The following is a 15,927-nucleotide window of genomic DNA, read 5'->3' as shown; positions in this document are numbered from 1 at the left end:
TTTTTCGCGAGCAAGCTCGCTCCTACATACGGAGCATTACTTCGCTTTCACACCTTCAAAGGTGATGTACAGCTGAACCACGTCGGACTGTGGACCTACGTCCATGCCCTTCGGAACGAACTCTTTACGGCTGATCGAGGTGGTGCCTTCAAAGCCTGCACGGTAGCCGCCCCATGGATCCTTGCCTTCGCCCAGGAACGTAGCCTTGACCACGATAGGCTTGGTTACGCCATGGAAGGTCAGGTCGCCAGTGACATCAGCAGTCTGCTTGCCATCAGCGTTCTTCCCGGTTGGCTTGACGCTGGTGGAGACGAACTTGGCGTCAGGGAATTTGCCCGATTCCAGGAAGTCTGCGCTATTGACGTGCTTGTCGCGCTCGGCGTGGTTGGAGAACACGCTGGCGGTACGGACATTCATTTCAATCTTGGCGTCTTCTGGCTTGGCAGCGTCAAAGCTGAACTTGCCGTCCAGGTCCTTGAAGGTACCGGTGATGTAGCTGTAGCCCAGGTGGCTGATCTTGAAATCGACGAAGGCATGCTGGCCTTCCTTGTCGATCACGTAGTCAGCGGCCATCGCCGAACCAGCGGACAGCAGGGCAGAACCGATTGCCAGAGCAGCGAGTGTTTTTTTCAACATGCTTTCTATTCCTTGTGAGTCGAGGTTGAACATCAGGCTTTGCGCCCCAGCATTCGTGTCAGGGTCGCATCACGATCGATAAAGTGGTGTTTCAACGCAGCCACGCCATGCAACCCGGCGAAGACCACCAACACCCAGGCCAGGTATAGATGCACCCAACCGGCGGTATCTGCCTGGTCCGGTAGACCGGAAACCAGGGCAGGAATTTCAAACAGGCCAAACACCGGGATACCGACACCGTCGGCGGTGGAAATCAGGTAACCGGCAATCATCACGGCAAACAGCCCCAGATACAGGAACGCGTGCCCAAATGCAGCACCGATCCGCGTCATACGGCTATAGCTGGCCAGCGGCGGTGGCGGCGGGCTGATCAGGCGCCAGACGATACGTACCAGCATGATGGCGAATAGCGTGATGCCAATGCTCTTGTGCAAGTCAGGTGCATCTTTGCGCCAGGCGCTGTAGTAGTCGAGGCCGACCATCCACAGGCCCAATGCGAATAAACCAAACACCACCAGGGCAACGCCCCAGTGTAGAACCATGCTGACCCAGCCATAGCGGGCGGGCGAATTGCGTAGCTGCATGTACTTAATCCCGTAAGAACTGTGCCCAAGACTAGCGTTTTACCTATCGAATTAAAGCGGAAAATTTCGCTTTGAAATATCGAGAAATACGATGAAGAGGCTAGGTATCATAAATTAACAAGGGATTAAGACTATTCCCAAGAAACGTGACAGACCGTCCTGCATTTACCGTCAATTGCCCCACAATGGCTTGTGACAGGCGCCACCATTGCATAGGCTTGCGCGATTGTTTCGCCTGCGCCAGCCGCAGGACCGCTTCGAGGAGATAACCGATGGGCTTGAATAACCAGTGGATGCAACGCGACCTCGCGGTGCTGTGGCATCCCTGCACCCAGATGAAAGACCACCAGCAACTGCCGCTGATCCCGATCAAGCGCGGTGAAGGCGTATGGCTGGAAGATTTCGAAGGCAAGCGCTACCTCGATGCCGTCAGTTCCTGGTGGGTCAATGTGTTTGGCCACGCCAACCCACGCATCAACCAACGCATCAAGGACCAGGTCGATCAGCTGGAGCACGTGATCCTCGCCGGTTTCAGCCACCAGCCGGTGATCGAGCTGTCCGAGCGCCTGGTGCAGATGACGCCTGAGGGCCTGACCCGCTGCTTCTATGCTGATAACGGCTCATCCTGCATCGAAGTCGCATTGAAGATGAGCTTCCACTACTGGCTCAACCGTGGCCTGCCAAACAAGAAACGCTTCGTCACCCTGACCAACAGCTACCATGGCGAAACCATCGCCGCGATGTCGGTGGGCGACGTGCCGCTGTTTACCGAAACCTACAAGGCGCTGCTGCTCGACACCATCAAGGTGCCGAGCCCGGACTGCTACCTGCGCCCCGACGGCATGAGCTGGGAAGAACATTCGCGCAACATGTTCCTGGCCATGGAACAGACCCTGGCCGACCACCACGAGACCGTCGCCGCCGTGATCGTCGAGCCGTTGATCCAGGGTGCAGGCGGCATGCGCATGTACCACCCGGTGTACCTCAAGCTGTTACGCGAAGCCTGCGACCGCTACGGCGTGCACCTGATCCACGACGAAATCGCCGTGGGCTTCGGTCGCACAGGCAGCATGTTCGCCTGTGAACAGGCCGGCATCCGCCCTGACTTCCTGTGCCTGTCCAAAGCCCTCACCGGCGGTTACCTGCCACTGGCCGCCGTGGTCACCACCGACGATGTCTACGACGCGTTCTACGACGACTACCCGACCCTGCGCGCCTTCCTGCACTCCCACAGTTACACCGGCAATCCGTTGGCGTGCGCGGCGGCCTTGGCGACGCTGGATATCTTTGAAGAAGACAACGTCATCGAAAACAACAAGGCCCTGGCCCAGCGCATGGCGACCGCCACCGCGCACCTGGTCGACCATCCCCATGTCGCGGAAGTCCGCCAGACCGGCATGGTGCTGGCCATCGAGATGGTGCAGGACAAAGCCACCAAGACTGCCTACCCATGGCAGGAACGCCGTGGCCTGAAGGTTTTCGAGCATGCCCTGGAACGCGGCGCGCTGTTGCGGCCGTTGGGCAGCGTGGTGTACTTCCTGCCGCCCTATGTGATTACACCTGAGCAGATCGACTTCCTGGCCGAGGTGGCCAGCGAGGGGATTGATATCGCCACTAACAGCAAAGTCAGTGTGGCAGTGCCGAAAGATTTTCACCCAGGCTTCCGTGATCCGGGTTGATTGCCTACATACACCTTTTCAGAGAACAGAAATGAGACTGTCCCGCTTTTTCACCGACGCCCCGCTGAGCCTCGGCGACCATGAACTGCCCGAAGCCCAGGCGCATTACATCAGCCGTGTGTTGCGCATGGGTGAAGCCGATGCCGTGCAATTGTTCGACGGTTCTGGCCAGGAGTTCCGGGGCACCTTGCTGGAAGTCGGTAAAAAGCGCGTTACCGTACAACTGACGGAGTGCTTTGCCGGTCAGGCCGAATCACCGCTGCACGTCCACCTCGGCCAGGGCCTGTCCCGGGGCGAGCGTATGGATTGGGCGATCCAGAAAGCCACTGAACTGGGCGTCAACGCGATCACGCCGATCTTCACCGAGCGCTGCGAAGTGCGCCTCAAGGACGAGCGCGCCGACAAGCGTCTGCTGCACTGGCGCCAAGTGGCAATCAGCGCCTGCGAGCAATGTGGGCGTTCGACGGTGCCGGTGATTCATGCGCCGTTGCTGCTGGCAGACTGGCTCAAGCAGGTCGAGGCCGACCTGAAGCTGGTGCTGCACCCGGTGGCCGAGCCGATGATCAGCCATGCCAAGCCATCGCGGCTGGCGTTCCTGATCGGGCCGGAAGGTGGCTTGACGGATGGAGAAGTCGAAACCGCCCAGGGCGCTGGCTTCCATGCCGCGCGATTGGGGCCGCGAGTATTACGTACCGAAACCGCGCCGGTGGTGGCGCTGGCCGTTGCGCAGCAGCTCTGGGGCGACTTCTAAAGGTGGATGAGGTGATCACTCCACCGGGTCGCTGACCGGGCTGGCAATGATCGCCTTCAACTCACTGGTCATCGGAAACTCCAGGTTCAAGCCGTTCGGTGGAATCGGCTGCTCGAACCAGCGCTGGTAAATCCCGTTGATCGCCCCCGAGCGGTAAAGGTCGCCCAGGGCCTGGTTAACCACCGCGAGAAACTGTGGGTCATCCTTGCGCACCATGCAGCTGTAGATCTCCCGCGATTGCTCCTTGCCCACGACCACCCAATGGTGTGGGTCCCTGGCCTTGGCGCGTTCGCCGTAGAGCAGCGCATCGTCCATATAGAACGCCACCGCACGGCCGGTCTCCAGCATCTTGAACGCTTCGCCGTGGTCCTTGGCGCTGATGACGAACATATTGCTCTGATGCTCGGCGTTGTAGCGTTTGAGGAAGCGTTCGTTGGTGGTGCCGGCGGTGGTCACCACGTTCTTGCCCTTGAGGTCGGAGAGTCCGTGGATGCCGCTGGTCCTGGCCGTCAGTAACTGCCCCTTCACATAGATAAACCCATAGGAAAATGCCACCTGCTTCTGCCGTTCGGCGGTCACTCCGGTGGAGCCACACTCCAGGTCAACGGTGCCGTTCTGTACCAATGGGATCCGGGTCTGGGACGTCACCAGGCGATAATTCACACGCAAGTTTTTCAGGCCGGCCTGTTCCCGGACGCGCTCGACGATCCTGTGGGTGAGGTCCACCGAATACCCCATCGGCTTGCCGCTCTGATCGCCTATATACGAGAACGGCACTGACGCATCACGATAGCCAACGGAAATTTGCTGGCTGGCAGTGATTTTTTTCAAGGTTGCGCTGGATTCGCTCGCTGACGCCAGGGGTAGTCCCAGCGTCAGCGAAGCGAAAATGCAGACCTTGAAAATGCAACGGTTTACCGCTGTTTTTTGCATAGGGTAGTCCCGCTGGCTATAGCTATAGTTCGAGTCGGCAGCCAGCCGATCCAGGCATCGTTATTCATCTCTTTACACTCCAACAACCAAAGGTCAGGCCGCCTTGGGAAGAAACACATGTGCGTCAATCGAAGTCGACCGCTCTGCAATCATTTCGGCCAGCAACTGGCCGCTGGCGCACGCGAGCGTGAAGCCAAGAGCGCCATGCCCCAGGTTGAGCCACAGATTGCGATAGGAACTGGCACCAATCAGAGGCAGGCCGGTGGGCGTCGCTGGCCGCATCCCTGCCCATTCAACCGCAGCGTCATAGTTGCCGCCCATCGGAAACGTCTGGCGGGCCAAGCGTTTTATCACCGCCAGGCGCTTGGGCTCCGGGGCGCTGTTGAAACCCACCATGTCGACCATGGCGGCGACACGTAACTGATCGCCGATCCGGGCATACACAGCCCTGCGGTCGTAATCGGTCACATTGACCGTTGGCGCACTGTGCTGCTCGCCGATGGGCACGCTGAGGCTGTAGCCCTTGAGGGGGTAAAGCGGTAGACGCATACCTGGCAGACCCAGGCTCGAACTGTTGTGACCGGCTGCCAGGATCAGGTTCTCCACAGGGATGACTTCGTCCTCAAGCTCCACGGCTACAGCTGTATTAAACGCCTCATGGACACGCAATACTTTGCGCCCGTAGACAATGCGGCAGCGTCCCGATGCCTCCAAATGCCCGCCAAGCTGCTGGCAAAATGCATGGCAATCGGCAACCTCTTCATTAGGGTTGTAAATACCGCCGACAAAGGTCCCCTCCATCAGGGACGGTTCAAGCTTGCGGCAGTCTTCGGCCGATAGCACTTGTTGCTGGAGGGGGTCAGTCAATTTGCGCCGCCCCTGCGCGAAGCTGTCAGCGGAACGGAAGGTCACCAGTTTTCCATTGCGCTTCCAGTTGAACCCCTCCAGATGGTCCTCTACCCGCCAGCGGTTCAGGACGTCCTGGCTCATCGCTGCCAGGCGAAGCAAATGTGCGGAGTTTGTACGGTTTACCGAGGAGCGGCAGGCGCCGAGGAAAGAGGCGAGCCAGCGCCATTGTGAAAGGTCCAGCCGGGGCCTGAGCTTCAGGGGAGACTCCGAGCGCAGCAGAAAGCCAAGCGCCTTGAGTGGTACACCAGCATCGGCAAGGGGGGTGACATAGCGGTAGGACAGTTGGCCACCATTCGCAAAACTGGTGACATTACCCAGTTTTTTTTGCGCTTCGACCAAGGTGACTTCCATGCCTGCACGCACACATGCATAGGCACTCGCCAACCCGATGACACCGCCACCGATGATACATACTCGCCTTGCCATATTGACACCTCACATGGATTGAAACGAATTCCAGAGTAGGTTCAAGTGACAAAAGTTGAACAATGAATAAAGGTAAGCCACCTATAAGCTAAGGTTATGAAAACCCATGCGTCTGCGACATATCGAAATCTTCCAGGCCATCCGCCAGACCGGCTCCGTCAGCGCCGCCGCGCAGTTGCTGCACGTCTCGCAACCAGCGGTGACCAAGGTGCTTCAGCACGCCGAATTGCAGCTCGGCTTTCCGTTGTTTCTAAGGGTGCGTGGCAAGTTACAGCCCACACCGGAAGCCCTGGCCTTGGAAAGCGAAGTCGAGAAAGTCACAACGAGTCTGCAAGGGGTGCAACGGCTGGCCAAGAGCTTGCGCCATACGCCTGAACAAAGCGTGCGCATCGGCGCCATCCCGGCGCTGGCACAGTCGCTGCTGCCACCGTCAATCCTTGAGTGGAAGCGCAGCTACCCGGACATGGTCTGTGAGCTGTCCAGCGACCATAGCCGCGAGCTGGTGCAGCAGTTGTTGATGCGCGAAATCGACCTGGCACTGACCCTCAATTTCTCCGGCCACCCGGGGCTCACCAGCCAGATACTGGCGAACGGGGCGCTGGTAGCGTTGGCCTCCAAGGCTTACTGGCCTGAGGCTGAATCAAGCCAGCCATTGCCTTTGGCCGAACTGGCGAATACGTCGCTGATTGGTCTTTCCAGCGCTGATCCGTTGGCGGCAAAGCTCGACAGTTACCTGGAAAATATTGACCCACCGCCACAAATAAGCATTTCCGTACAAACCTATTCCCTGGCCCGGGCCATGGTTGAATCCGGTGCGGGAATAACGGTGATTGATCCCTTCACAGCCCTCGGTGCGTCCATGACGACGATGTGCATTCGCACGCTTGTCCCGCAGTTGCCGATCACCCTGTACGCCCTGACCCGCGCCAACGAACCGCCTCCGCATATGTTGGCCGACCTGTTGCATATCTTCGGCAACCGGGCACGTGCGTTGCTCGAGCGCCTTTAAGAATGTCCCCTTCATTCAGAGCACGTAATGCATGATCGCCACGAAATGCAGCAGGCTGCCGCCGATGACAAACAGATGCCAGATCCCATGGGAATGGCGCAGGCGGTCCTCCAGGGCAAAAAAGATAATACCGACGGTATACAACACCCCGCCCGACGCCAACCAGATGAACCCCGCCGTACCCAGCGCCGCCATCAGCGGCTTGACTGCCACGAGTACGATCCAGCCCATCACGGCATAAATCACAATGGACAGAATCCGCGCCTCCGAGCGCGGCTTGATCTCTTGCAGGATGCCGATCACCGCCAGCCCCCACACAATCCCGAACAGCGTCCAGCCCCACGGCCCGCGCAGGGTCACCAGGCAAAAAGGCGTGTAGCTGCCGGCGATCAGCAGGTAGATGGAAAAATGATCGACCTTCTGCATGATCGCTTTTCGCCGCCCCTGCACGCTGTGGTACACCGTCGACGCGCTGTACAGCACCATCAGGGTAAAGCCGTAGATCGCCACGCTGACGATCTTCCAGGGGCTGCCGTCCAGGCTTGCCACCACCAACATCCACACGGCGCCAATACACGCCGCGACTGCACCGAGCAAATGGCTCCAGGCGTTGAATCGTTCCCCGTGGTACATCTGTCACCGACCTCCCCATAACCTTCAAGAACAGGCTGGCAAGCGTCCAGCCTTGCGCATAAGAGTGCAAGCGGCTTGTGACGTTCCGAGGACGGCGCACGCGTTTGCGGGCACAATTATAGGTAATCGAACAAGAGCCCACGGCCATGCTGATCGACGAAGAGTTTACCCTCAAGAAGCTGGAAATCTTCCTGGCGTTCATGCGCACCGGCAACCTGGCCCGCGCCGCCGCCGAGTTGCAAACCAGCAACGTCAGCGTTCATCGCGCCATCCACTCCCTGGAAAATGCCCTGCGCTGCCCGCTGTTCAAACACGAAGGTCGCAACCTCACCCCGCTGGAAAGCGCCTATGTGCTTGAAGAACGCGCACAGAAACTGGTGGCCGATGTGGTCGACAGCGTACGCCTGACCCGCGAAGCCGCCGGCTTCTCCGCCGAGCGTTTCAAACTCGGCTCGCTGTATTCGCTGACGGTAAAAACCGTACCGCAACTGATCATGGGCCTGAAGATCCGCCGCAGCGAACTCAATATCGATCTGATCCTCGGCTCCAATTTCGACCTGCTCTACAAACTCAAGAACATGGAAGTCGACGCGATCCTCATCTCCCTCGACGAACACGCCAACGACCCCGACTGTGAGCAGATCGCCCTGTTCAGCGATGACATTTTCCTGGCCACTCCGGCCGATTCCCCACTGGACCGCAACCAGGAAATCGACCTGGCCGATGTACGCGACGCTACCTTCATCACCCTCACCCAGGGCTTCGCCACGCACCAGGACGGCAACCGGGTGTTCAAGCAAGCGGGGTTCGAGCCGAAGGTGGCGATGCAGGTGAACGATATCTTCACCTTGCTGAGCATGGTCAGTTCAGGGGTGGGTTATGCGCTGCTGCCGGGGCGGATTGCAGCGGTGTATGAGAACCGCGTGAAGCTGATACCGCTGCAACCCAGGTATCGGTTGCAGCAGCATATCGGCGTAGTGTTCCTGAAGGCCAAGGAACGCGACCCGAACCTGCTGGCGCTGCTGGCGGAATGTCGGATGTATGCCAATCGGCAAGTTTGAGACCGCTATCGGGGGCAAGCCCCCTCCCACATTGGACTGCATTTCAAATGTGGGAGGGGGCTTGCCCCCGATAGCGCCAGTCCAGACACTGAAAATCCTCAGGTCAGCCCACCAACCCCCTCATCACCAGAAACAACAACGACGGCCCCAGCAGACACCCCAGCGCCGTATAGAACGCCGCCGTCAGGCAGCCATACGGCACCAGCTTCGGATCAGTCGCCGCCAACCCGCCCGCCACACCGCTGGAAGTGCCCATCAAACCACCGAAGATCACCGCACTGCGCGGGTTGTTCAGCCCGATCAGCGGCGCCACGAACGGCGTCATCACCATCACCAGAATCGCCTTGATCAACCCGGCGGCAATGGACAGCGCCATCACCTCGGAACTGGCCCCGATCGCCGCGCCGGTCACCGGGCCGACGATATAGGTCACGGCCCCGGCGCCGATGGTGGTGAGGCTCACCGCATCGGTATAACCGAACGCCATCGCCACTCCGACCCCGGCAATAAACGACGAACCCACGCCGACAAACAACGCCAGTACGCCAACATACCCAGCGCGCTTGAGCTCATCGACACTCACGCCAAACGCCGTGGCGACAATGGCAAAGTCCCGCAGCATGGCACCGCCCAACAGGCCGATACCTGACAACAGCGGAATATCCACCACCCCTTTCGAGCCGCCGGTAAAGGCCCCGCCCACATACGACAGCACCAAGCCCAGCAGGATGGCGATGGCCGAGCCATGCAGGCGGCCTTTGGTAAAGGTGTCTGACATCCAGTAGGAGACCCACATGGTCAGGCCGATCACGGCAAAACCACTGATCAAGCCGTAGCCGGTGATCACTTTCATCATCGATTCGTACATGGCGATCACCCGGCTTCTTTGGTGGGAACAACCGCAGCAGGCTCACGGTTGCCGATGCGTACCAACACCGGCACCAGGGCAAAGCCCAGCACCACTGCGATGGTTCCGGCCAGAATTGCCATGGGCCCGCCGCTGATGGCGCCATATACGTTTTGCTGGGCCGCCATCGCCACCACAATCGGGATATAGATCGCGGCCCAAAAGCTCACGCCCTGCTCCGACTTGCCGGTAAACAAGCCGCGCTTACCGAGGTAACTGCCCAGGCCGATCAACAGCAACATGGCGATACCCACCCCGCCGACGTTGGCCGGGATACCCATCCATTTGCCCAGCAGCTCACCGATAAACAGGCCAGCCAATGTACACAGCGCCAGAAACGCCACACCGTAGATAATCATTATTGTTGTCCTCAAAGTGCTCGTTCGAAATTGTTGTTTTTGTGCTTCGAAAGCCTTGGGTGCTGCTTTATCGGTGGCGGCGTTCCTCCTCTTGCAGCAGGGCCTGCAAGGTATCCAGGCGTGCGCCTTCGCAGGCGATCACCGTGCCTTGGTCGAAGACCCGCCGTGACAGACCGGTGAGCACCGCGCCCGGGGGCAGTTCGATCTGCAGGCGTACGCCACGCTCGTAGGCGCTTTGCACGGTGCCGCGCCAGTCGACGACACGGCACATGTTGAAGGCCAGGTCGTCGCGCAGTTGCTCGGGGTTGTGGATGGGTCGTGCGCGGGTGCTGCTCAGGTAGGTGATGCGCGGCGCCTTGAGCGGCACGAAGGCTTGGGCCAGGACCTGAGCCGGCTGTTCCAGCAACGCGCAGTGGGACGGCACGCTGACGGCCAGGCGCTTGGCGATGCCGTTGCCTTTGATACGTTCAGCAACGCGCTTCATGGCTTCATCACTACCGGCAATGACGGTCTGGTTGTCGGCGTTGATATTGGCCAGGTACACCGGGGTCAGTGGACTGTGGATATCCGCCAGCAGCGCCTCGACGCTGGATAATTCAGGGCCAATCAGGGCGGTCATGCCGTAGCCCTGTGGATAAGCCTGCTGCATCAGCTCGCCACGCAGGCTCACCAGCTTTACCGCGTCAGCGAAGTCCAGGGCACCGGCGATGACGGCGGCTGGGTAAGCACCGATGGACAGGCCCGCCACGTAATCAGGCGTATGTTGCAACTGGCGGGCATGGGCGACGCCGACGATCAGCAGGCACAGTTGCACCGCACGCGTGCTCGCCAAGGCTTGCGCCGAATCGAGCTGACGCACATCTTCACCCAAGGCATCACTGGCTTCTTCCAGAACCTCGGCCGATAGCGCCTGGAGCATACCCGCCCGCTGGGCGCCCTGCCCCGGAAACACCAGGAGGCTGCTCATGCCACAGCCTGCCAAGGGTCGAGCACAAGGTGTGCGCCGTTGCTGGTTTTGAGCAGGACACGACGAGATATGCCCGCCCATTCGCGCAAGGCAACGGCACCAAACGGGGTTTGCAGTTGCAGGTCCACGGCGCACAGCGCGGTGTCCAGTTTTGCCAGCAACGCCCGCGCCTCAAAGCGATCAAGCGGTTCGGGGGTGCGCAAAATCAAATCCAGATCGCTCATGGCATGCAACGCTTCGATGCCGCTCGCCAATTCAAATCCGGCACTGCCGCTGACGCCCCAGTCCAGCTGCGCCAGCACTGGCCGCAGTTGAGCGAGCGCCCGCAGCGCGGGTAAATCCCGGGATGAGGTCACCTGGCGCAAGTCTTCAGGCGCCACGCGCCGTTGCACAGCGGTTATGGGCATCACCGCCGCAAACCGCTGCTCACGCAAGCGCCCACGCACGCCAACCGCCACTTGGCCCGGATCGGTGACGGCGCGACGCACTACCACCGGATGACCGGCGTCGATCGCTTCCAGCACCCAGGTCGGAGCATCCGCAGGCAGGTGCGCCGGGGTCATGCCCCAGAGCAAGTCATGGGCGTTCACCATTGTTCCCGCAGCAGTTGGCGTACGTGGCTTGAGGCGGCGCGATTAGTCGCACCGGAACGTCCTTTCAAATCGGGTTGCACGACATCTTTGATCGCCTGCACCAGGCAATCGCTGACCCGCGCCACATCGTCCGATGTCGGCTGTTCAATCTGGCTCACCGACAAGGTCTCCCAGAGCAAACCCAGGCTGGCATAACTGTCGATGTCATAGGCCATAGGCGGCACACTGGCGGCCAAGGCTTCCAGCTCTTCAACACTGCGCAAGGTCACCCGCGCCGCCGAGGCCTTGCCCATGGCATGCACCATTACCCCAGGGTCGCGCAGGGCGATCAAGCGGTTGGCCTGGTAACCATGGGCCAGAAACGCACCGGACATGGCCTTGCCCACCAGCAATGCGATGACCGGGTGGCCGGCCAGGCGTGCGCGGGCGTAGCTGTCGGCAGCGGCGGCCAGGGCCTGGTGGATGCCGAGGGCTTCTTCACGACGGCCATAGGCTTGGCTGGGCACGTCGACGATGGCGATGATGGGGCGTTTATCGCCCGCCGCGATGGCCTCATCCACGGCCTTGGCGAGCCCCCAACCTTCCAGCAACCCGACCTCGCCATTGCGCGCACGCGGGAAGCGGTTATTCGGGTCGGTGACCACCGCGATAAAGCGCACCGCCTGCTCACCCAATACGCCGTCTGCGACTTTCAACGAATCCGGCAAGCCCTCTACGGGTGTTGCGCCAGCGCTCAATGCATTGAACCACTGTAACCCTCTCATGGGCGTTCTCCCTGATACAGAGCGCGAACCGTCGCGGGCTCGATTTGCGCCGCTGTGTCGAGTTCGGCCAGGCGCGCCAGGTAGAAATCAGCGCGGCGGCTACGTGGTTGTTCGGGCGCGCCTTGTTGCAACAGCGCACTCACGGTCTGCTGGATCTGCGCCACATCGTCCGCCACGTAACGGTCGGCCAAACCACTGTTAAAACGTTGTTCGCCGCCCGTAAGGCTCCAGATGAAAGGCCGGTCGCGGGAGTCGTATTCTTCCAGGCCGGCCTCCTGCTCGATCACTTGCGGACCATTCAAACCCAGGCGCGCTTCGCGGGTGACCACCAGGTAACTGCACAGTCCGGCCGCGATGGACATACCACCAAAACAACCGACACTGCCCGCCACCACACCGACCACCGGCTGGTACTGGCGCAGGTCGACAATCGCAGCATGGATATCAGCAATCGCGGCCAGGCCCAGGTTGGCTTCCTGCAAGCGCACCCCACCGGTTTCCAGCAGCAGCACGGCGCGGGTCGGTATGGCGTTGCGGTTGTCTTCGGCGGCCAGTTCCAGTGCCCCCGCGATTTTTGCGCCACCGACTTCACCGAGGCTGCCACCTTGGAAATTACCCTCGATAGCGGCGACCACCACCGGCAAGCCGGCGATGTTGCCCTTGGCAATCACCACGCCGTCATCGGCCTGGGGCACCACGCCTTGGCGGCTGAGCCACGGCGACATGACCCGTTGGAACGGGTCGATCAGTTCACGGTAAGTGCCGGCATCCAGCAACGCCTTGGCGCGCTGCCGTGCACCGAGTTCGACAAAACTGTGCTGGTTGAGCAAGTCATTCATGGCCGATCTCCTCGAAGCCCTGCTCCAGGCGCAAACGCACCACGCCGGGGGTAGCGCCGAAATCGTGGATATCGATGTTCAATGCAGGCGGCGTCTGCTCTTGGAAGATACGTTCGAACAGATGCTGCCAGCGTTGCTCGGCGCCGTTGACCGAGGTCTGCACCTGGATCGTCAGCATGCCGGCCGTACCCGGTTCCAGCAGCACTTCAAGGTCGCCCGAGCCAACGCAACCCACCAACGCACGACCTTTTGGCGGCTTCCCGGCGGGAAATTCAAAAGATAAGGTTTCCATCACAACGCTCCGTCGAGGCGGTCGATAAACAGGCAGGCGGCCAACAGGTCGGCGGCGCCGCCAGGGGAGGCATTCAAGGCCAGGAGCTGGGTGTCCAGTTCGTGCAATTGGCGGCGGCCGGCGAGGGTTGCGCTACCACCCGCATCCAGCACAGCCTGGGCGCCTTGCTGCATGGCTTGAAGGCCTTCAGTGCCGGCGCGGTAGAGCACGCAGGTATCGGCCAGCTCGGTCATGATCGCGAGCAAAGCGTCCAGGCGGGCATTCTGTTCACCGGCGTTTTGCTGGCGGCTTCTGTGCAGTTGCGGCAGACCGCGTTGCATCACAGCGGGAAAGCCCAACTGCGCTTCTTCGCGGGCACCGCGTGCGCCGTAGCGCTGGGCAACCTGGGCGCCATGGCTCATGGGTTGTGGGGCATGGCGGTCATTGAGCAAGGCCAGCTTGGCTGCATTCAGTACGACGCCACGTGGTTCCAGGGCCGCTGCGGCGGTGAGCAAACCGAGGGCCCAGATTGCACCGCGATGGGTGTTCACGCCGTTGGTAGTGGCGAGCATCGCTTGTTCACCTTCGCGACCAATACGCCCCAGGGCTTCACGCAGGGGCAAACCGACTTCACCGAATTCAAACGCGGCCTCGGCCATTTCCTTGAACATCGGCCACAGCGACAGCGCCGACGCGTGCATCAGGCCCAGGTGCAAATCGCTGTGGGCACCGTTGCCGCGCCGGTCCACCAGGGCGGGTTTGGGCGATAAATCCGCTTCATCGATCAGCGCATCGACGGCCATATCCGCCAGGCGATCGGCAAGGCTGAGTTCATGCAGTTTGAGGGCGCGCATTTACCAGCTCCTGAACTTGGCGGGCGGGTTGTACAAGCCACCGGACCATTCCACCAGGTCGGCTACGCTCTTGGCGGCCAGCAACTCGCGAGTGGCGTCGGTGCGGCGGATACCCAGGTCTTCGGGCAGGGCGATCAAGCCTTCGCGGCGCATACGGACGGTGTCCTTGGGGTTATGGCGCATACCGATGGCCGTCACCCCGGCGACGGCAGCGATCATTGCCTGGCGTTCTTCCAGGGAGCGCGCCTTGTAGAGGTAAGCGATGCCCTCTTCGGTGAGCAAGTGGGTAACGTCGTCGCCGTAGATCATGATCGGCGCCAGGGGCATGCCGCTTTTGCGGGCCACTTCTACTGCGTCGAGGGTGTCGACAAAGGTCGGTTTGCCGCCTTCCTGGAAGGTTTCGACCATCTGCACCACGAGTTTTTTCCCGCGTTCCAGCAGGGCTTCGGGCGCATCGTCGTGGCGCATATCCAGCCAGGCGGGTGTGCCATGACGGCGACCGCGTGGGTCGTGCCCCATGTTCGGCGCTCCACCGAAACCGGCGAGGCGGCCACGGGTGACGGTGCTGGAATGGCCGTCGCCATCGACTTGCAGGGTTGCGCCGATAAACAGGTCCACCGCGTACTGGCCGGCCAATTGGCAGAACATGCGGTTGGAGCGCATCGAGCCATCGCGACCGGTGAAGAACACATCCGGGCGGGCGGCGATGTAATTCTCCATGCCCAGTTCGGTGCCGAAGCAGTGCACGCTCTCGACCCAACCGCTTTCGATGGCGGGTATCAGCGTGGGGTGCGGGTTGAGTGTCCAGTTACGGCAGATCTTGCCCTTGAGCCCCAGGGATTCGCCGTAGGTGGGCAGGATCAACTCGATGGCAGCGGTGTTGAAACCGATGCCATGGTTGAGCGACTGCACATTGTGCTTTTCGTAGATGCCACGGATCGCCATCATCGCCATCAGCACATGCACCGGCTTGATATGGCGCGGGTCGCGGGTGAACAGCGGTTCGATGTAGAACGGCTTGTCGGCCACCACCACGAAATCGACCCAGCTTGCGGGGATGTCCACGCGGGGCAAGTCGGTGACGTCGTCCACCAACTGATTGACCTGCACAATGACGATGCCATCGCTGAACGCCGCGGGTTCGATCAGCGCCGGGGTGTCTTCGGTGCTGGCGCCGGTGTAGATATTGCCGGCGCGGTCGGCCATGAAACCGGCGGAAAGCACCACGTTGGGGATCAGGTCCACCACCAGACGCGCATAGAGTTCGATGTAGGTATGGATCGCGCCGATTTCCAGCAGGCCATCTTCCAGCAGCTGGCTGATGCGCAGGGATTGAGTGCCGGCGAAGGAAAAGTCGAGCTTGCGGGCGATGCCCTTTTCAAACAGGTCCAGGTGCTCGGCGCGCCCGACACTGGGCATGATCATGTGCAAATCGTGGAGCTTGGCCGGGTCGGCCTTGGCCAGGGAGCGCGAGAGGAAGTCGGCCTGCTTCTGGTTGTTGCCTTCCAGTACCACGCGGTCGCCGGGGAGGATCAGCGCTTCAAGCGCCTCGACGATCTTGTCACTGGGCAGCACCGCCCCGTCTGCAATTTTTTTGACCAGCCCGAGCCGCCGCTGCTTCTCGTCGCGCCGCCGCGTCCAGCGCGAGTCGGGGGTGATGGTTGTTGTCATGGTCGCTCCACGGGGTTTGCTGTCGTGGGGCTGTACCTTAGGAGTGAATTCGGGGGCCATCAATCAAGCTCAGCGACAGAC

At 60.8% G+C, this 15,927-nt stretch carries 18 protein-coding genes; 4 read left to right on the top strand and 14 right to left on the bottom strand.

The annotated features are described in order from the left end of the window. Positions 1 to 36: 36 nt before the first annotated feature. Positions 37 to 636 carry a YceI family protein gene (locus NMB39_RS01990; protein WP_057022864.1) on the bottom strand — a complete coding sequence of 200 codons (600 nt, stop codon included), beginning with the start codon at positions 634 to 636 and terminating at the stop codon, positions 37 to 39. 32 nt (positions 637 to 668) lie between these two features. Then, on the bottom strand, positions 669 to 1,220 hold the full coding sequence (locus NMB39_RS01985; protein ID WP_057022863.1) for a cytochrome b: 552 nt from the start codon (positions 1,218 to 1,220) through the stop codon (positions 669 to 671). Positions 1,221 to 1,492: 272 nt separating this feature from the next. Between NMB39_RS01985 and NMB39_RS01980 the strand changes: the two genes are divergently transcribed. Together NMB39_RS01980 and NMB39_RS01975 are read left to right on the top strand one after the other, a co-directional pair. Next, complete coding sequence (locus NMB39_RS01980; protein ID WP_057022862.1) at positions 1,493 to 2,899, top strand: adenosylmethionine--8-amino-7-oxononanoate transaminase; 1,407 nt, start codon at positions 1,493 to 1,495, stop codon at positions 2,897 to 2,899. A 31-nt stretch (positions 2,900 to 2,930) separates the two neighbouring features. After that, a complete protein-coding gene (locus NMB39_RS01975; RefSeq protein ID WP_198720365.1) occupies positions 2,931 to 3,650 on the top strand; it encodes a 16S rRNA (uracil(1498)-N(3))-methyltransferase in 720 nt (239 codons plus the stop codon). 15 nt (positions 3,651 to 3,665) lie between these two features. Here the strand turns inward: NMB39_RS01975 and NMB39_RS01970 are convergent, their stop codons facing one another. After that, positions 3,666 to 4,583, bottom strand: coding sequence for a transporter substrate-binding domain-containing protein (locus tag NMB39_RS01970; protein ID WP_059396633.1), 918 nt, complete (start codon positions 4,581 to 4,583; stop codon positions 3,666 to 3,668). Between the two features lie 93 nt (positions 4,584 to 4,676). Further along, positions 4,677 to 5,918: a D-amino acid dehydrogenase gene (locus NMB39_RS01965; RefSeq protein WP_198720364.1), complete on the bottom strand. Its 1,242-nt coding sequence runs from the start codon at positions 5,916 to 5,918 to the stop codon at positions 4,677 to 4,679. A 106-nt stretch (positions 5,919 to 6,024) separates the two neighbouring features. Here NMB39_RS01965 and NMB39_RS01960 point away from each other — a divergent pair, with 106 nt between their 5' ends. After that, a complete protein-coding gene (locus tag NMB39_RS01960; protein WP_494339659.1) occupies positions 6,025 to 6,927 on the top strand; it encodes a LysR family transcriptional regulator in 903 nt (300 codons plus the stop codon). Between the two features lie 15 nt (positions 6,928 to 6,942). On the opposite strand, the gene trhA is transcribed toward NMB39_RS01960, so the two are convergent. Further along, positions 6,943 to 7,560: a PAQR family membrane homeostasis protein TrhA gene (trhA, locus tag NMB39_RS01955; protein WP_046069907.1), complete on the bottom strand. Its 618-nt coding sequence runs from the start codon at positions 7,558 to 7,560 to the stop codon at positions 6,943 to 6,945. Between the two features lie 146 nt (positions 7,561 to 7,706). Between trhA and NMB39_RS01950 the strand changes: the two genes are divergently transcribed. Next, the gene (locus NMB39_RS01950; protein ID WP_057014145.1) at positions 7,707 to 8,621 is read left to right on the top strand and encodes a LysR family transcriptional regulator; all 915 of its coding nucleotides are present in this window, start codon (positions 7,707 to 7,709) and stop codon (positions 8,619 to 8,621) included. 103 nt (positions 8,622 to 8,724) lie between these two features. Here NMB39_RS01950 and madM read toward each other — a convergent pair whose 3' ends face one another. The 9 genes from madM to mdcA form a co-directional block, all read right to left on the bottom strand. Further along, positions 8,725 to 9,489: a malonate transporter subunit MadM gene (gene madM / locus NMB39_RS01945; RefSeq protein WP_057022968.1), complete on the bottom strand. Its 765-nt coding sequence runs from the start codon at positions 9,487 to 9,489 to the stop codon at positions 8,725 to 8,727. A gap of 5 nt (positions 9,490 to 9,494) precedes the next feature. Then, complete coding sequence (gene madL, locus NMB39_RS01940) at positions 9,495 to 9,887, bottom strand: malonate transporter subunit MadL (RefSeq protein ID WP_198720361.1); 393 nt, start codon at positions 9,885 to 9,887, stop codon at positions 9,495 to 9,497. Positions 9,888 to 9,954: 67 nt separating this feature from the next. After that, entirely contained in the window at positions 9,955 to 10,854 is a 900-nt protein-coding gene (mdcH, locus tag NMB39_RS01935) for a malonate decarboxylase subunit epsilon (RefSeq protein WP_494339660.1), read from the bottom strand. Further along, complete coding sequence (locus NMB39_RS01930) at positions 10,851 to 11,447, bottom strand: malonate decarboxylase holo-ACP synthase (protein ID WP_057022854.1); 597 nt, start codon at positions 11,445 to 11,447, stop codon at positions 10,851 to 10,853. Before NMB39_RS01930 ends, mdcH begins: the two co-directional genes overlap by 4 nt. Then, positions 11,441 to 12,211, bottom strand: a complete 771-nt coding sequence (mdcE, locus tag NMB39_RS01925; RefSeq protein WP_057022853.1) for a biotin-independent malonate decarboxylase subunit gamma — start codon at positions 12,209 to 12,211, stop codon at positions 11,441 to 11,443. The genes NMB39_RS01930 and mdcE overlap by 7 nt, the downstream gene beginning before the upstream one ends. Next, positions 12,208 to 13,050, bottom strand: coding sequence for a biotin-independent malonate decarboxylase subunit beta (locus NMB39_RS01920; protein WP_057022852.1), 843 nt, complete (start codon positions 13,048 to 13,050; stop codon positions 12,208 to 12,210). Before NMB39_RS01920 ends, mdcE begins: the two co-directional genes overlap by 4 nt. Further along, positions 13,043 to 13,342 (bottom strand): malonate decarboxylase subunit delta, encoded by a 300-nt coding sequence (locus NMB39_RS01915; protein ID WP_057022851.1) that lies wholly within the window; start codon positions 13,340 to 13,342, stop codon positions 13,043 to 13,045. The genes NMB39_RS01920 and NMB39_RS01915 overlap by 8 nt, the downstream gene beginning before the upstream one ends. Further along, positions 13,342 to 14,175 (bottom strand): triphosphoribosyl-dephospho-CoA synthase, encoded by an 834-nt coding sequence (locus NMB39_RS01910; RefSeq protein ID WP_057022850.1) that lies wholly within the window; start codon positions 14,173 to 14,175, stop codon positions 13,342 to 13,344. The genes NMB39_RS01915 and NMB39_RS01910 overlap by 1 nt, the downstream gene beginning before the upstream one ends. Next, positions 14,176 to 15,846 carry a malonate decarboxylase subunit alpha gene (mdcA, locus tag NMB39_RS01905; RefSeq protein ID WP_124413234.1) on the bottom strand — a complete coding sequence of 557 codons (1,671 nt, stop codon included), beginning with the start codon at positions 15,844 to 15,846 and terminating at the stop codon, positions 14,176 to 14,178. Positions 15,847 to 15,927: the final 81 nt, after the last annotated feature.

The organism is Pseudomonas sp. FBCC-B545 (assembly GCF_059134095.1).
This window is presented reverse-complemented; position numbering and strand designations above follow the sequence as displayed.

Excerpts from the sequence above, each read along its gene's own strand:
- NMB39_RS01990 (WP_057022864.1), bottom strand. The coding sequence starts at position 636 with ATGTTGAAAAAAACACTCGCTGCTCTGGCAATCGGTTCTGCCCTGCTG.
- NMB39_RS01985 (WP_057022863.1), bottom strand. The coding sequence starts at position 1,220 with ATGCAGCTACGCAATTCGCCCGCCCGCTATGGCTGGGTCAGCATGGTT.
- NMB39_RS01980 (WP_057022862.1), top strand. The coding sequence starts at position 1,493 with ATGGGCTTGAATAACCAGTGGATGCAACGCGACCTCGCGGTGCTGTGG.
- NMB39_RS01975 (WP_198720365.1), top strand. The coding sequence starts at position 2,931 with ATGAGACTGTCCCGCTTTTTCACCGACGCCCCGCTGAGCCTCGGCGAC.
- NMB39_RS01970 (WP_059396633.1), bottom strand. The coding sequence starts at position 4,583 with ATGCAAAAAACAGCGGTAAACCGTTGCATTTTCAAGGTCTGCATTTTC.
- NMB39_RS01965 (WP_198720364.1), bottom strand. The coding sequence starts at position 5,918 with ATGGCAAGGCGAGTATGTATCATCGGTGGCGGTGTCATCGGGTTGGCG.
- NMB39_RS01960 (WP_494339659.1), top strand. The coding sequence starts at position 6,025 with ATGCGTCTGCGACATATCGAAATCTTCCAGGCCATCCGCCAGACCGGC.
- trhA (WP_046069907.1), bottom strand. The coding sequence starts at position 7,560 with ATGTACCACGGGGAACGATTCAACGCCTGGAGCCATTTGCTCGGTGCA.
- NMB39_RS01950 (WP_057014145.1), top strand. The coding sequence starts at position 7,707 with ATGCTGATCGACGAAGAGTTTACCCTCAAGAAGCTGGAAATCTTCCTG.
- madM (WP_057022968.1), bottom strand. The coding sequence starts at position 9,489 with ATGTACGAATCGATGATGAAAGTGATCACCGGCTACGGCTTGATCAGT.
- madL (WP_198720361.1), bottom strand. The coding sequence starts at position 9,887 with ATGATTATCTACGGTGTGGCGTTTCTGGCGCTGTGTACATTGGCTGGC.
- mdcH (WP_494339660.1), bottom strand. The coding sequence starts at position 10,854 with ATGAGCAGCCTCCTGGTGTTTCCGGGGCAGGGCGCCCAGCGGGCGGGT.
- NMB39_RS01930 (WP_057022854.1), bottom strand. The coding sequence starts at position 11,447 with ATGGTGAACGCCCATGACTTGCTCTGGGGCATGACCCCGGCGCACCTG.
- mdcE (WP_057022853.1), bottom strand. The coding sequence starts at position 12,211 with ATGAGAGGGTTACAGTGGTTCAATGCATTGAGCGCTGGCGCAACACCC.
- NMB39_RS01920 (WP_057022852.1), bottom strand. The coding sequence starts at position 13,050 with ATGAATGACTTGCTCAACCAGCACAGTTTTGTCGAACTCGGTGCACGG.
- NMB39_RS01915 (WP_057022851.1), bottom strand. The coding sequence starts at position 13,342 with ATGGAAACCTTATCTTTTGAATTTCCCGCCGGGAAGCCGCCAAAAGGT.
- NMB39_RS01910 (WP_057022850.1), bottom strand. The coding sequence starts at position 14,175 with ATGCGCGCCCTCAAACTGCATGAACTCAGCCTTGCCGATCGCCTGGCG.
- mdcA (WP_124413234.1), bottom strand. The coding sequence starts at position 15,846 with ATGACAACAACCATCACCCCCGACTCGCGCTGGACGCGGCGGCGCGAC.